14 protein-coding genes and 1 tRNA gene are annotated in these 14,264 nt (G+C 62.6%); 8 read left to right on the forward strand and 7 right to left on the reverse strand.

Going from position 1 to position 14,264, the window contains the following annotated elements; all coding sequences use genetic code 11:
- Nucleotides 1-53 precede the first annotated feature (53 nt).
- The 6 genes from B0G62_RS20640 to B0G62_RS20665 all read left to right on the forward strand — a co-directional run bounded on the left by B0G62_RS20640 (nt 54) and on the right by B0G62_RS20665 (nt 4,475).
- Nucleotides 54-419, forward strand: coding sequence for a DUF4212 domain-containing protein (locus tag B0G62_RS20640; RefSeq protein WP_103706069.1), 366 nt, complete (start codon nt 54-56; stop codon nt 417-419).
- Complete coding sequence (locus tag B0G62_RS20645) at nt 416-2,434, forward strand: VC_2705 family sodium/solute symporter (protein ID WP_103706070.1); 2,019 nt, start codon at nt 416-418, stop codon at nt 2,432-2,434. The genes B0G62_RS20640 and B0G62_RS20645 overlap by 4 nt, the downstream gene beginning before the upstream one ends.
- 109 nt (nt 2,435-2,543) lie before the next feature.
- A complete protein-coding gene (locus B0G62_RS20650) occupies nt 2,544-3,155 on the forward strand; it encodes a YebB family permuted papain-like enzyme (RefSeq protein WP_244193318.1) in 612 nt (203 codons plus the stop codon).
- Between the two features lie 50 nt (nt 3,156-3,205).
- Nucleotides 3,206-3,296: transfer RNA gene (locus tag B0G62_RS20655), tRNA-Ser, on the forward strand.
- Nucleotides 3,297-3,819: 523 nt separating this feature from the next.
- Nucleotides 3,820-4,002 carry a tlde1 domain-containing protein gene (locus B0G62_RS32740; RefSeq protein ID WP_279629762.1) on the forward strand — a complete coding sequence of 61 codons (183 nt, stop codon included), beginning with the start codon at nt 3,820-3,822 and terminating at the stop codon, nt 4,000-4,002.
- A 215-nt stretch (nt 4,003-4,217) separates the two neighbouring features.
- The gene (locus tag B0G62_RS20665; protein WP_244193319.1) at nt 4,218-4,475 is read left to right on the forward strand and encodes a hypothetical protein; all 258 of its coding nucleotides are present in this window, start codon (nt 4,218-4,220) and stop codon (nt 4,473-4,475) included.
- A gap of 213 nt (nt 4,476-4,688) precedes the next feature.
- Here B0G62_RS20665 and B0G62_RS31400 read toward each other — a convergent pair whose 3' ends face one another.
- Nucleotides 4,689-4,961: a hypothetical protein gene (locus B0G62_RS31400; protein ID WP_146055336.1), complete on the reverse strand. Its 273-nt coding sequence runs from the start codon at nt 4,959-4,961 to the stop codon at nt 4,689-4,691.
- 118 nt (nt 4,962-5,079) lie between these two features.
- Here B0G62_RS31400 and B0G62_RS20670 point away from each other — a divergent pair, with 118 nt between their 5' ends.
- Entirely contained in the window at nt 5,080-6,261 is a 1,182-nt protein-coding gene (locus B0G62_RS20670; RefSeq protein ID WP_103706073.1) for a porin, read from the forward strand.
- Nucleotides 6,262-6,325: 64 nt separating this feature from the next.
- On the opposite strand, the gene B0G62_RS20675 is transcribed toward B0G62_RS20670, so the two are convergent.
- Nucleotides 6,326-6,742, reverse strand: a complete 417-nt coding sequence (locus B0G62_RS20675) for an HIT family protein (protein ID WP_103706074.1) — start codon at nt 6,740-6,742, stop codon at nt 6,326-6,328.
- A gap of 255 nt (nt 6,743-6,997) precedes the next feature.
- Here B0G62_RS20675 and cfa point away from each other — a divergent pair, with 255 nt between their 5' ends.
- On the forward strand, nt 6,998-8,158 hold the full coding sequence (cfa, locus tag B0G62_RS20680; RefSeq protein ID WP_103706075.1) for a cyclopropane fatty acyl phospholipid synthase: 1,161 nt from the start codon (nt 6,998-7,000) through the stop codon (nt 8,156-8,158).
- Between the two features lie 90 nt (nt 8,159-8,248).
- Here cfa and crcB read toward each other — a convergent pair whose 3' ends face one another.
- The 5 genes from crcB to B0G62_RS20705 form a co-directional block, all read right to left on the reverse strand.
- Nucleotides 8,249-8,629 (reverse strand): fluoride efflux transporter CrcB, encoded by a 381-nt coding sequence (gene crcB, locus B0G62_RS20685; RefSeq protein ID WP_103706076.1) that lies wholly within the window; start codon nt 8,627-8,629, stop codon nt 8,249-8,251.
- A gap of 136 nt (nt 8,630-8,765) precedes the next feature.
- The gene (locus tag B0G62_RS20690) at nt 8,766-9,518 is read right to left on the reverse strand and encodes an SDR family oxidoreductase (RefSeq protein ID WP_103706077.1); all 753 of its coding nucleotides are present in this window, start codon (nt 9,516-9,518) and stop codon (nt 8,766-8,768) included.
- A gap of 156 nt (nt 9,519-9,674) precedes the next feature.
- The gene (styD, locus tag B0G62_RS20695) at nt 9,675-11,153 is read right to left on the reverse strand and encodes a phenylacetaldehyde dehydrogenase StyD (protein ID WP_103706078.1); all 1,479 of its coding nucleotides are present in this window, start codon (nt 11,151-11,153) and stop codon (nt 9,675-9,677) included.
- A 30-nt stretch (nt 11,154-11,183) separates the two neighbouring features.
- Nucleotides 11,184-12,131 (reverse strand): hypothetical protein, encoded by a 948-nt coding sequence (locus tag B0G62_RS20700; RefSeq protein ID WP_103706079.1) that lies wholly within the window; start codon nt 12,129-12,131, stop codon nt 11,184-11,186.
- Between the two features lie 9 nt (nt 12,132-12,140).
- Complete coding sequence (locus B0G62_RS20705; protein WP_103706080.1) at nt 12,141-14,120, reverse strand: primary-amine oxidase; 1,980 nt, start codon at nt 14,118-14,120, stop codon at nt 12,141-12,143.
- Nucleotides 14,121-14,264: the final 144 nt, after the last annotated feature.

Below are 14,264 nucleotides of genomic sequence, written 5' to 3' on the forward strand. Positions count from 1 at the left end.
GTCCTCGCATTCATACCAATTGCCGCGCGTGCGCCTTTTTGCTACACAGGCGCATGGCCGCGCCACACACCCAACCGCCGAACAATGTCAATCCCGTGCCCGAGCCGCCGCCGGTCAGCGCGGCGATGGCGCTCGCGCACCGGCGCTACTGGCGCTTTAACCTGGCGCTCATCGGCGTGCTCATGACGATCGGCTTTGCGGTCTCGTTCGTCGCGCCGCTGTTTGCGCGCGCCCTCGAAACCGTGCGCTTCGCCGGCTTCAGCCTGCCGTTCTACATCGGTGCGCAGGGAGCGATTCTGCTCTACGTGGCGCTGGTAGCCATCTATATCGTGCTGATGCAGCGCGCCGACCGCGAACTGCAGGCCGCGCGCGAAGCCGAAGACGCCATCCGCGACGCTCGCCAGGCGCCGCAACGATGAAGCTCGCGCATCGGCTTATCCGCTCCTACGCGTTTTATACGCTCGGCTTTCTCGCCTTCGTCTACGTGATGTGGCGCATCGAACGCGTCACCGGCCCCGGCATGTGGATCGGCTACGTGTTCCTGTTCGTGCCGATCGCAGTCTATGCCGTGATCGGCCTGCTTTCGCGCACCTCGGATCTCGTCGAATACTACGTGGCGGGACGGCGCGTGCCCTCGTTCTTCAACGGCATGGCGACAGCCGCCGACTGGCTCTCGGCGGCCTCGTTCATCGGCCTCGCGGGCTCGCTTTACGCGAGCGGCTACGACGGCCTGGCGTACCTGATGGGCTGGACCGGCGGCTACTGCCTCGTGGCCTTCCTGCTCGCGCCCTACGTGCGCAAACTCGCGCGCTACACCATCGCGGATTTTCTCGGCACGCGCTTCTCCAGCAACCTCGTGCGCGCGCTGGCGGTGCTCGCGACCATCCTCTGCTCGTTCGTCTACCTGGTCGCGCAGATCCAGGGCGTGGGGCTGATCGCCGTGCGCTTTATCGGCGTGGATTTCGCGATCGGCATCTTTTGCGGACTGGCGGGCATTCTGGTGTGTTCGTTTCTCGGCGGGATGCGCGCCGTCACATGGACCCAGGTGGCGCAGTACATCATCCTGATCGCGGCGATCCTGATTCCGGTTTCGTTGATCGCGCATCGAGATGGTCTGGGCTGGGTGCCGCAACTCGACTACGGCCGGGTGATGCAGCGTGTGGAAACGCTCGAACGCGACGTGCGCGATGCGAGCGCCGAAGCGAACGTGCGCGACGAATACCGCCTGCGCGCGGCGCTGTGGCAATCGCGCCTCGACGCGTTGCCGCGCTCGTATGTGGAAGAGAAGACGCGCCTCATCGATACGCTTGCGGACCTGCGCCGCCACAACGGTCCGCTGCGCGACATCGATACGCTCGAACGCGACATCGCGCATTTCCCGCGCGACGAGCAGGCCGCGCGCGCGGCGTGGACGCAGCAGCGCGACGACCTGCTGGCGCAGGCGGCGCCGCCCGTGCCGATGCACGAAGCGTTTCCCGCCGAAAGCGACGACGCGCGGCGCATTCACGAGCGCAATTTTCTGTCGCTGCTGCTGTGCCTGTCGCTGGGCACGGCGAGCCTGCCGCACATTCTCACGCGCTACAACACGACGACCTCGGTGGCGTCGGCGCGCCGTTCGGTGGGCTGGACCTTGTTCTTCGTCGCGCTGTTTTATTTGACGGTGCCGGTGCTGGCGGTGCTGATGAAGTTCGAGATCCTTTCGCATCTGGTCGGGCTGCACTTCGACGATCTGCCGCATTGGGTGATGCAGTGGCGCCGCATCGAGCCGACCATGATCGGTATCGCCGATGTGAACGGCGACGGCATCGTGCACTGGAGCGACATCCGGATGCAGCCCGATATGGTGGTGCTGGCCGCGCCGGAAATTGCGGGGCTGCCTTATGTGATGTCGGGGCTGATTGCATCGGGCGCGCTCGCGGCGGCGCTATCGACGGCCGATGGATTGCTGCTGACGATTTCGAACGTGCTTTCGCACGATGTTTATTACCATATGGTCGATCCGAATGCGTCGAGTCAACGGCGCGTGACGATGTCGAAGATATTGCTATTGGGCGTGGCGTTGTTTGCTTCGTGGGTGGCTTCGCTGAATGCGGGCAATATTTTATTTCTGGTGGGCGCGGCGTTTTCGCTGGCGGCTTCGAGTCTTTTTCCGGTGCTGGTGCTGGGGGTGTTCTGGAAGCGCACCACGCGGCTTGGCGCGGTGGCCGGGATGGTGGCGGGGCTTGGGGTGTGCGTGTATTACATCGTTTCGACTTATCCGTTCTTTACGCAGCTTACGGGGTTCGAAGGGGCGAGGTGGTGGGGCATCGAGCCGATTAGCTCTGGAGTGTTTGGCGTGCCCGCGGGGTTTCTGGTTGCGATTCTTGTGAGTCTGGTGGATCGGAAACCGGATGAGTACACGGTCGCGCTGGTGGATTATATTCGGCATCCTTAGTTTTTGCGGTATCGGTATTTGATACTTGTAGTCCTGGTTTTTGAGCGTTTTTATCGGGATGGGGCGAGTGGGGCGTGGCGAACAAGAATGCGGTATCGCAATTCGCCTGGTGAGCTACCCGATGATTCATTTTTCTAAAAATCGCTGGTTTGACGATACGTTGGGCGTGGCGGTGTTGCTCGAAGTCGGCGACCTGGTTTTTATTCGCGTCAGGGCGAGGCCATTTTTAGAAGTGTCCGCCGCTACGGGATGCTGGAGCAATCACGTCGGGATCGTGGTCGATATGGCTGGCACGGAGCCGCTCATCGCCGAGAGTACGTTTCCTGTTTCGCGTTATACGACTTTGGGGCGTTTCGTCAGGCGGTCCGAGGCGGGGCGTTTTGCCGTATATCGGCTCGTGGGTGGAGGGTTGGAAGCGCAGCACGCAGACATTCGTCGCGCAGCGAGAAGACGGATCGGCGTGCTTTATGACACGGGCTTCAATCTGCGATCTTCGCGGCAGTTCTGCTCGAGATTTGTCCGCGAAGTGCTGGCCGAGGCGGTGGGCGTGGAGATCGGCTGCGTGCAGACATTCGACGAGTTGTATGCGCGGCAACCTCACGCTGGGCTGACGTTCTGGAGGCTGTGGTTCTTCGGGCGAATTCCGTGGGGAAGGGAAACGGTCACGCCGGTAAGTCTGCTGAAGAGTGGACTGGTGCGGGCGGTGGTTGAGGTGGGGTGAGTCGCCGATTTCCTCTTTCGCCAGAAGCCTGCTATAATGCGCGTCCCGCAGGAGAGATGGATGAGCGGTTTAAGTCGCACGCCTGGAAAGCGTGTATAGGTTAATAACCTATCGGGGGTTCGAATCCCCCTCTCTCCGCCACCTTATACCGCGAGGCTTCCACGGGTTTGGAAATCATGCTCGTGGGTAATTGCACGCAAAAGTTAGCCCCCTTCGCCTAAGTAGGCTAGGGGGCTTTTTTCGCTGCGGCAACGAAAAGAGCGCCGGGGCCATCGGATCGCCCGGCAACCTCCAACGGGCAATGCGGCGGTCCTACTTGCGAGATGCCACGCGCCGATTGGTGCTTTGGCGCGGCCCTGCCGCACTTTTCCGATTGGAGGAGCACGGTTTGCGCGCCGAGTCCGCCGCACTCGCGACGACCGCGGCTTAACTAAGCTCAAGAAGCGCACACAAATTCGCAGCGCTCCGATTGATACATTCCTTTTGTCGCTAGAATCGGCGGCCCATTCGACGGACTCTCACGCGAAACAAATTGCGCACGCAACGGTTCATTCGTTGCGCATGAATGGCCTGTTTGCTGGCAATTCAGACAATAGGGAGGAACTAAGCAATGCCTTGGACATACAGCTAATCCACCGGCCGGCTCTCGCATGATGGAGCATTCATTGGACTAGGCTATTCAGGTCGCGGAGCAGGAAAGAACAATCCCGGTGCGCAGACGCAAATGATGATCGGCCCAATCCCGCGCGGCACCTACAAGATTCACGCCCCCTTCACGCATCCCCACTCAGGCGCTTACATAATGCGGCTGACCCCTGAGCAGGGGACGTTCACATTTGGTCGCTAGGGATTCATGATGCAGGGCGACAGCGTGCTCCATCCCGGCGAGGCTTCGGACGGCTGCATCATTCAAAATCCTGGTGTTCGCCATCGCGTATGGGAAAGCGGAGACAGAATCCTGAAGGTGGAACTATGAAGTCACTCGCAATCACTGCCGCCCTTTTGCTAGTGGTCCCGGCCTTGTCTCTCGCGGCATCCCCAGCTCAATGCGTAAGCTGGCCCGTGAACATCGCACAGGCCAAGCTCAAGAACGAGGGCATCACCGATCCCACGAAGCTCGACGAATCGAAAACGCGCGCAGTTCGGCTCGCGTCGCAGAAGGTCGGCAAGGACCTGTATCGCGACGTGTACGACATTACCTTCTACGAGAAGTCTGGCCGCACGATCGAAGTCATTACGTCAAGCGAGGCATCATCGGTTGAGTGCTCGATGGGCAGCGTCGACGTGTTTGTCGTTTCGAAAAAGCTGGCAGACAACTAACACTACACTCGTGTACTGCGCCTGCGTCGCATTCGTTTTGCGGGGCGGGCCAGCCAGCTTGGCCTTTTCTGACTCCCCCGCGAGCGGGCGCCCCTTTGCAGAGCGAGCCATTGGGGTTGCAATCGACTAGCTTTTCCCCGCGCCCGCATGGGTGTTGGGGTGGGTAATTGCCCCCTTTCGCAACCTTCAAAAACCCCGAAAATCGGGCCTCCGTCAGGGATTCGATTGCCCAGAAAAAAACTTGAGAGGCCCCGCCCAATCGCACCGATTGGCGGGGTTTTTGGCTTTGTCACCAGCCGGCATATCAGCCAGGTGCGGCGCAGCCACCACGGAATCAGTTCTGCGCGCCGGATCACCATGGCCAGCCATTGCGCGACAAGCCCAGACGCCACCCCGCCGCGCATCGGCGCTCGCATTAAATCCGCCCAAAGCGGCCAATACAAAACCCAGCGCCATTGCAAAGCAATGAAGAATTGATTCGTTCACTGCACAGCATCCGTTCCGTATCGTTGCCAGCCTGGCCCCGCCGATCCGCCTCAAAAGTATCCGGCAGGACGGCATCACTGGACTCAACAACATCTCGCACATGCTACGGAGCTCGCCTATGAAACGCATCTCGCCTCGCGCCACCTCTTTCGCCATCGCCGCCACGCTAGCTCTGGCGGCAGCAGGCGCCCACGCCCAGGGAAGCGTGACGCTCTACGGTATCGTCGATGCGGGCATCGCCGTGGTTCACAACGCCCAGGACGCGAGCGGCCAGAATCAAAGCACGCTGGTCAAATTCAGCAGCGGCAATCTTTCGGGCAGCCGCTGGGGGCTGCGCGGCAGCGAAGACCTCGGCAATGGTCTCGCCGCGATTTTCCAGCTTGAAAATGGCTTTAGCGTGGGCACCGGCGTGGCGGGGCAGGGGCAGCGCGAATTCGGGCGCAAGTCGATCGTGGGTCTTGCGAGCAATACGTGGGGCACGCTCACGCTCGGGCGTCAATATGATCCGCTCGTCGATCTCGTACAGCCGCTCACCCAGGACGGGCCGTTCGGCGGCGTGTTTGGCACGCCCGGCGACCTCGACAATTACGATAACAGCCTGCGTGTGAGCAATTCGCTCAAATACACGAGTCCGCTCATTTCGGGCCTGCAATTCGAGGCACTTTATGGGCTTGGCGGCGTCGCGGGCGCGACGGGCAGCGGCCAGACCTACAGCTTCGGCGCGGGCTACACCAACGGGCCGCTCGCACTCGCGGCGGGCTACTTCTATGCCAACGGCGGCAACACCGTCACGACCGGCGTGCGCGCGTGGACGAGCAGTTCGGACAGCCTTTTCAACACCGTCATCAATCAAGGCTTCGCGAGCGCGAATTCGATTCAGATCGTGCGCGCGGGCGGCAGTTATGCGATTGGCGCGGTGAGCCTGGGCCTGGCGTATTCGAACACGCAGTACGGCAGCGATGGCTTCTCTACTTTTCACCAGACCGCGAAATTCAATAATGGATCGGCGTTCGTGAATTACCAGTTCAATCCGGCGTTGCGCGCGGGCGTCGGCTATAACTACACCTCGCTCACGGGACCGGCTTCGGCGCATTACAACCAGGTGAACGTGGGTGGCGATTACGCGCTCTCAAAGCGCACGGAACTGTATGCGCTGGCGGGCTGGCAAAAGGCCAGTGGCCACACGCTCAATTCGAAGGGGCAGGCGATCGATGCGCAGGCATCGATTGGGGATTTCGGCGTGAGCTCGGGCACGGATACACAGGCGCTTGCCGTAGTCGGCATCCGTCATAAATTCTGATCCGATAAAGCCGGTCTGAAATGCAATAGCGCGCGAGCGTTTCGCGCGCTATTTTTTTGCCGTTTTACAGCGCGGCGCGAATCCGTTGCGCGACGGCTTCCAGTTCCGCCTTGTCCGCCATATCGCGCGCGTGCATGCGCAGTTCTTCGCCTTTGCGGCGCGGAATCAGGTGGAAATGCACATGCGGCACGGTCTGGCCCGCTGCCGCGCCGTTGAACTGAGCGATCGTCAGGCCATCGGGCGTGAGCGCGCGGCGCAGCGCCACCGCCATTTTCTGCACCATCGCCATCGCGGCGGCCAAGGCCTCGGGCGACAGTTCATAGATTTCCTCGGCGCCTTCTTTCGGCAGCACCAGCACGTGTCCCTCGGATTGGGGCATCACGTCCATGATCGCGACGGCCGCGTCGTTTTCGCAGAGCTTGATGGAGGGAATTTCGCCGCGCAGCAGCTTGGCGAAGATGTTGTTGTCGTCGTAGGCCATGAAGTCCTCGTGGTCGTGAGAGTCGTGCCGGGAGCGCTGCCGCCGGTGCATATGCACCCTGTTCACCGGCGGCAACCTGCTTAAAAAAGGGAGCGGTTGGTGTGGCCTGCCCAGCAAGCCCTGCAACCGCAGCGCCCGATTATCGCCGAGAGCCGGGCGGGGCTGTCCGTGTTCCTGCACGTTTTTTGAAGCGGGTGCATCATAGAGGTTCTCGCAGCGCGCGCGACGAAAATTGTCTGATACGGAGCAACACGTATGGCAACGACCGATCTCGAAGCAGCCCACTCTTCCCGCGAGGCCACCGTCTCAGGAGCCTGGCGGTTCGCGTCCCAACTATTGGCACGCGCCGATGTCATCTTCAATGGCCCGCGACCGTGGGACATGCAGATCCACGATCCGCAGGTCCCAGAGCGCGTGCTGGCGCTAGGCAACCTGGCTCTGGGCGAGTCCTATATGGACGGCCAGTGGGACTGTGAGCAACTGGACGAATTCTTCGCGCACGTCCTGCGCGCCCATCTGGACGAAGACATCGACCCCTCGCGTCTCGTCTTCTACGCGCTCAAGGCGCGCCTCATGAATCGCCAGACCGTGCGCCGCGCGTGGAAAGTCGGGCAGCAGCATTACGACATCGGCAACGCTTTTTATGAGGCGATGCTCGACAAGCGCATGACGTACACGTGCGGTTATTGGACGGGCGGTGCGAAAACGCTGGACGAGGCGCAGGAAGCCAAGCTCGACATGATCTGCAGAAAGCTGGGCCTCAAGCCCGGTATGCGCCTGCTCGATATCGGCTGCGGCTGGGGCAGTCTCATGAAGTTCGCCGCGGAAAACTACGGTGTTTCATGCGTTGGCGTGACGATTTCGAAGGAGCAGGCCGCGCTGGGCGCCGCGCGTTGCGAAGGCTTGCCGGTGGAATTTCGTCTGCAGGATTACCGGCTGCTCGACGAGAAGTTCGACCGCATCGCGAGTGTGGGGATGTTCGAGCATGTCGGCCCGAAGAATTACCGCACGTATATGGAAGTCGCGCATCGTTGTCTCGACGACGAAGGCCTCTTCCTGCTGCATACGATCGGCAAGAATCGTCGCGACACGACGCCCGATCCGTGGATCGACAAATACATTTTCCCGAACGGCGAACTGCCGACGATCGGCCAGGTCGCGGACGCTTCGGGCGGTCTTTTCGTGACTGAAGACCTGCACAATTTCGGCGCCGATTACGACCGCACGCTAATGGCGTGGCACGCTAATTTCGAAGCCGCGTGGCCGCGTTTCGAAGCGGAAATGGGGCATCGTTTCTATCGGATGTGGCGTTATTATTTGCTGTCGTGCGCGGGCGCATTCCGGGCGCGCGATATTCAATTGTGGCAGTTTGTGCTGTCGAAGAACGGGGTGCCGGGCGGTTATTGTCGGCCCTGAATGAACGGCTGACGCATTTTTCAGGCGATAAAAAAGGCTGCGAGCGCGAGAAGCGCCGCAGCCTTTTTGTCGATGCACGCAATCAGCGCATCAGCGCATCACCGCGGCGACCGTTGCGATACCCAATATCGTCATCAGCACCGAAGCGCACACGTGAATCGCGATCTCCGCGGCGGCCCACCCGAAACGCCCATTCTGCAGATGCGCGACCACCTCGGCGGAAAAGGTCGAGAACGTCGACAGCCCGCCCATGCAGCCCGTAATCACGAACAGACGCCATTGTGGCGCGATGTCCGGCACGCGCGCGAACGCCGCGAGCGCGACGCCGATGACATAGCCCGCGATGATGTTCGAGGCGAGCGTGCCGAGCGGCAGCGAAGGGAGCAGGGCGTTCAGGCGCAGGCCGAGCACCCAGCGCAACAGCGAGCCGAGCGCGCCGCCGATGCCGACGGCGAGGATGGACAGATACATGGTCGGGAGTCGTTGTAGGTGCAATGAAAGCCGGGCCGACTTCATGCCATTGCGTCGTTCGCGTCATGGCACGATTGCGGCCCGAATTCGACCCCCGAGTTTAGCACCCTGTTTTGCGGGCGGCGCCGCGTGCCGTTCAGGCGAGACCGCCGTTGGCGCGCAGCGTCTGTCCGTCCACCCAACCGCTGTCCGGCCCGGCGAGGAACGACACCACCGAGGCGATATCTTCGGGCTGGCCGAGGCGTTCGAGCGGAGGCAGGCTCGCGAAGTGGCGGATCTGCTCCTCGGTTTTGCCTTCGAGGAAGAGGGCCGTGGCGACCGGTCCTGGCGCCACGGCGTTGACCGTGATCGCGCGTCCGCGCAATTCCTTGGCGAACACGCGCGTGAGTGCCTCGACCGCGCCCTTGGTGGCGGAGTAGAGGCCGTAGCCGGGCAGATTGAGCGCGAGCACGGTCGTCGAGAAGTTGATCACGCGCCCGCCGTCTGCGAGCTTCGTGGCGGCTTCGCGCATCGTGTTGAGCGTGCCGCGCACGTTGATGTCGAACATTTCGTCGTAGAGCGCGTCGGTCGATTCGGCGATCGTCGCCAGCTTCATGACGCCCGCGTTGTTGACGAGCACCGACGGCTGGCCGAGTTGTTCGAGCGTGGTGTCGAACAGATGACGCACTTCGGCCGACTTCGCGATATTGGCTTTTACGGCGATGGCGCGGCCGCCAACGGCTGCGATCTGCGCCACCAATGCTTCGGCTTCCTGTGCACTGGAGGCGTAGTTGACGGCGACGGCATGGCCGTCGCGCGCGAGGCGCAGCGCGACCGCCGCGCCGATGCCGCGCGAGGCGCCCGTGACGATAGCGACGCCGCGCGCCGAGGATTGAGTCGAGTTGTTCATGATCGGGCTCCGTTCGGTTCAATAGGTCAATGAAGCTGGAATGGGCTCGATCATGAAGGAAATCTCGCCCCCGATCATTGCCTGGGGGCGGGCTTCATCATTCCATTTCGATTAACAATCGCATCAAGTCGAACCGGGGACGAAGCCAGGCCAGCGTCAATAGGCGATGCAGACCGATTTCGTCTCGGTGTAGGCGTCGATGATCGCGCGACCGTGTTCGCGGCCGATGCCCGACGCCTTGAAGCCGCCAAAGGGCAGCGCCGGGTCCACCATGTTGTGCGTGTTGACCCAGACGGTGCCGGCCTCGACCGCATCGACCACGCGCAGCGCGCGATCGAGCTGGTTGGTCCACACGCTCGCGCCCAGACCGTATTCCGAGGCATTGGCGGCGGCGATGGCCTCTTCGACATCGTCATAGGGCATGGCCACGAGCACCGGCCCGAACACTTCCTCGCGCACCACGGTGAGCGGTTTGTTGGCGGCGTTGGCGATCACGGTCGGCTCCACGAAAAACCCCGCGCGATTGCCGTTGCCGCCGCCCGCCACGATTTCGCCGCCTTCGTCGCGACCCTGCGCGATCATGCCCGCCACCTTGTCGCGATGGCGCGCGGAAACGAGCGGCCCCATCTGCGTGGCCGTGTCGAAGCCGGAGCCCAGCACGGTGTTGCGCGCGACCTGCGCGATGCCTTCGACAATGTCGTCGAAGCGCGCACGCGGCAGATAGAGGCGGGAGCCGGCCGTGCAGACCTGACCGTGATTGAAGAAAATCGCACCCGCCGCGCCCTCGATCGCCCGCTGCGGATCGCAATCGTCGAGCACGATCACCGGGCTTTTGCCGCCGAGTTCGAGCGACACGCGCTTGAGATCGGCGGCGCATTGGCGCCCGATGATGCGGCCCACTTCCGTCGAGCCTGTGAACGTGACTTTATCCACGCCCGGATGGCGCACGAGTGCCGCGCCGGCCGTTTCGCCCTGGCCCGTCACGACGTTGAAGACGCCTGGCGGAAAGCCCGCTTCGTGCGCGAGTTCGGCGAGGCGGATCGCGGTGAGCGGGGTTTCCTCGGCAGGCTTGAGCACGACGGTGCAGCCGCAGGCAAGCGCAGGCGCGATCTTCCACACGGCCATCAGCAGCGGGAAATTCCACGGCACGATCGCCGCGACCACGCCGGCCGGCACGCGGCGCGTCGAGGCGTTGTAGCGCACGCCCGGCGGAAAGGCGAGCGAGAGATCGACGGTGCTGCCCTCGATCTTGGTGGCCCAACCCGCCATATAGCGCAGCCACTGCACGCTGCCGCCCACTTCGAGCATCTTCGAGAAACCGAGCAGCTTGCCCTGGTTGAGCGTTTCGAGTGCGGCGAGTTCGTCGCCGTTGCGTTCGATGAGATCGGCGAGCTTGAGCAGCAGATGCTCGCGCGCGGCGGGCGGCAGACGTCGCCACGAATCGGCCGCGAAGGCGCGGCGCGCGGTCTGCACGGCGGCGTCAACATCGGCGTTGGCGGCGTCGGGCACCTGGGCGATTTCAGCGCCCGTGGCTGGATCAAACACGGCGAAGGTGCGATTGTCGGCGCTTGCACAGAAGCGGCCATCGACGAACATCTGCGTGCGGATCGTATGCGTGAAGTCCTGGCGGTCCATTGCGTCTCCTGATTGGGGTAATCGGAATGATTAGTGGAAGTCGATTCCGCTGGATGCGGTGGTTCGGAGGGAGGGCACGGCGTGGGTGTTCGAGTGCGCGTTCCGGCGTGCCATCTGTGTCGATGCACACACGAAATTGAGTGCGGCGGCACCTGAAAACAGCGCGTAAAAGCCCTGGCCGAAGCCCCACGAGGTCGTCGCGAATGCCGCGCCGGCGAGCATGCCGACGTGATGCGCGATGCCGGGACAAGCGCCTTGTGTGGCGTGGTTCGCGTGATCGTTGCGCAACAACGTGGGGAGCGTGAGCGCGTCGAGCAGGGCGAAGGTGGGCGCCGCGTAGAGAGACCATGGTGAGGTTGCGTCGAGCGTTAGCGCTGCGAGCAGCGCGCCGCGTAGCGAGAACAAGAGCAGCAATGCGTGATGGCGCCCGATGTGTTGAAGGCCTGCACCGAATCCGATGGCCGCGCCGAGCGATAAGAGCAGCGGTGCGAGCGAAAACGGCCCCGCACCGCAAAGCGCGAAAAGCTGGAAGCGCGCGAGCACACCGCTCGATATGCCGGCAAGCAGCGCAGCGCCGATCAGCGCGCCATTGTCAGGGCGTGCGAATCTGATTCGAAGCTTGGGTGGAACCAACTCCGATAAGGCATCCGAATTAAATCGACGCACTGCCATCAGCATGGCGAAACCCGCAAGCGCGAGCGGCAACGCACCCTGCGTTACGCCCGCGCGTGCCTGTGCGGCGGCAAAGCTCATCGCGCCCATTGTCAGCACGAGCGCAGCGGCGCAAGGCAGCGTCGCCCGTGAGCCGAAGCGGCGCGCGAACATCGGCGGCAGCAACGCCATCGCCAGCAGCGCGAGGGCGTTCGCGGCGAATGCCGAGGCACTCGCGCCAGCCTGCATCGCGCCCAGCATGATGCCTGCCGCGAGCGCCGCCGCGCCGCCCGTTACCGCGCACCAGAATGCCGTCGCGCGCCCCATGACGTGCCCTTACTTCTTGCTGCCGCAGCACGACGGCGCGGCATCGGGCGCGCCGTCCTGCACGCTATGCGGATCGCGACCGCCCGGCAGATCCATCGCCGGATTACCGTAGAAGAAGTTATTCGGCTTGAGCATGAAGCCGGCGTACTCCACGGGCATCACCGGGAAGTCCTCCGGCTTGCACACATGCGTGTGGCCGAAGCTGTGCCACAGCACGATATCTTCGTTCTCCACGTTGCGGTTCGCTTCGATATAACGCGGCAGGCCGTCGCCGCCTGCGTGCTGGTTCGGATAGTCGCCGCTCGCGTAGCGCTGCGTCGTGTCGTAAGGCGTGACCCATACGTGACGCGTCGCGAAACCGCCGCGCTGACGCACCTTCGAATGGGGATCGGCCAGCATCAGCGGCGAATCGTTGATGATGAGCTTGTAGCCGGGGTTCGCGCCCACACGGTTTTTCACGTTCGGATTGACGACTTTCCAGTAACGGCCCGTTTGACCATTGGCGTTGCGCGCCGCTTCCTGCTCGGTCTTGAGCACGCGCTTCGTCGTGTCGAATACGTTGCCGTAGGGATTGTCGCCGCCCATCGGACGCGGCACGAATTCGTGTTCCGTGACTGAGTTCTTTTCGCCGTCCACCATCATGTGCAGACGCGCATTGAAGAAGTGCTGATGCGTCGGGCCGCCGAGATTTTCGGTCACCATGCCGCCCCACGGATAAGCGTCGCCATCGGCGACCGCCGAGGTTTGCACGATGCCCGTGAGCTTGCATTCGAGCTGGATCGTGCCGTCCTGATAGAAATACCAGTAGAAGCCATAGTCATAGTTGCCGACGGTCGCGAAGAACGAAATCACGAGGCGGCGCGAGCGGCGCATTTCGAACACGCCGGTGCGGAATTCATAGTGCTTCCAGAGCGTGCCGTAGTCCTCTTCGTGCAGACAGACGGCGTTCTTCATCGTGAAGCTGTTGCCGAAATCATCGGCGGACGGAATGTCGAAATAGCGGATCGTGCCCAGACAGTCGCAGCCCAGTTCGAGCTGGTTCGCGAGCTTGCCCAGGCCGTACTCGCCCGCATCGAAGGCGCTTTTCCAGTAGTGATTGGTGGTCGGATCGGAGTAGGGCACGCACATCTCCGTCACGCTCGCGCGATAGATGATGGGGCGCGCGGCGCTCTTGCCGTCGTCCCAGGTGATCTGGTGCAGCACGAGCCCTTCGCGCGGCGTGAAGCCCACGCGGAATGTCCAGTTCTGCCAGGCAACCTGCCAGCCGTCGATGGTGAAGCTCGGGCCTTCGGGCTGGCTGATCGACAGCGGCTTGACCGTGTCGCGCGGCTTGCCCAGGCTCGGCGTGTCGTAGTTGTGCTTCGCTTTGGGAATCGGGATGATGCGGCCGTCGTCGACCAGGTCGATCACCTTTTGTTCGAGCAGATCGACCACGGCCACCACGCCTTCGATTGGATGCGCGTAGCCGTTGTCGGTCGGGTTCTCGCGGTAATAGCTCACGCAGCGCACGAGGCGGCGGCCGCCTTCGCTCGGGCGATCGAAAGCGCCGGCCGAAAACGGATCGACCTGCACATTGACGAGATCGGCTTCGGACAGGCCGCGCTTTTTCACGGCTTCGCGCCACGCGAGGTCTTCCTTGACGATGCGCTCGGCGTTGATGAAGTCTTCGATCATCACGGGCGGCTGGCCGAACGGCGCGCTTTGCAGCGCGAGCGGCGTGCGCGATTGCACCTTCTTTTCGCGCAGATCGACGATGAATTCGATCGTCTGGCTGCGCGTGCGGTCGATGGCGATCACGAAGGCGCGGCGCGAAAAATAGTCGCCTTGTTTCCATGCGACCACTTCGGCTTTCGGAGGCTCCTGCAATTCGGTGACGGGAAAGCGGCCGTATTCGTCGAGCTGTTCGGCGGCCTTCACGATGTCACAGGCGAGCTGCATTTCGGCGAGGCTCAGCGGGTCGAGCGGATGCGAGTTCGGATTCGTGTTCATAAGCGTTTCGTAAGGATGACGTGGGACCGCAAACGATGCGATGGAGCGGCAGGCCCGCAGCCTTGTGGGGCAGGAAATCCCGGGGCGATGTCGTGCTGCAATCGTAGAAACGCCATATTTATTTCGCGCTTGCAGAACGCGCCA

The organism is Paraburkholderia eburnea (assembly GCF_002917095.1).
Lineage (GTDB): Bacteria > Pseudomonadota > Gammaproteobacteria > Burkholderiales > Burkholderiaceae > Paraburkholderia > Paraburkholderia eburnea.

Bases quoted from the DNA above. Each gene is read 5' to 3' on its own strand.
- B0G62_RS20640 (WP_103706069.1), top strand. From the start codon at position 54: ATGGCCGCGCCACACACCCAACCGCCGAACAATGTCAATCCCGTGCCC.
- B0G62_RS20645 (WP_103706070.1), top strand. From the start codon at position 416: ATGAAGCTCGCGCATCGGCTTATCCGCTCCTACGCGTTTTATACGCTC.
- B0G62_RS20670 (WP_103706073.1), top strand. From the start codon at position 5,080: ATGAAACGCATCTCGCCTCGCGCCACCTCTTTCGCCATCGCCGCCACG.
- B0G62_RS20675 (WP_103706074.1), bottom strand. From the start codon at position 6,742: ATGGCCTACGACGACAACAACATCTTCGCCAAGCTGCTGCGCGGCGAA.
- cfa (WP_103706075.1), top strand. From the start codon at position 6,998: ATGGCAACGACCGATCTCGAAGCAGCCCACTCTTCCCGCGAGGCCACC.
- crcB (WP_103706076.1), bottom strand. From the start codon at position 8,629: ATGTATCTGTCCATCCTCGCCGTCGGCATCGGCGGCGCGCTCGGCTCG.
- B0G62_RS20690 (WP_103706077.1), bottom strand. From the start codon at position 9,518: ATGAACAACTCGACTCAATCCTCGGCGCGCGGCGTCGCTATCGTCACG.
- styD (WP_103706078.1), bottom strand. From the start codon at position 11,153: ATGGACCGCCAGGACTTCACGCATACGATCCGCACGCAGATGTTCGTC.
- B0G62_RS20700 (WP_103706079.1), bottom strand. From the start codon at position 12,131: ATGGGGCGCGCGACGGCATTCTGGTGCGCGGTAACGGGCGGCGCGGCG.
- B0G62_RS20705 (WP_103706080.1), bottom strand. From the start codon at position 14,120: ATGAACACGAATCCGAACTCGCATCCGCTCGACCCGCTGAGCCTCGCC.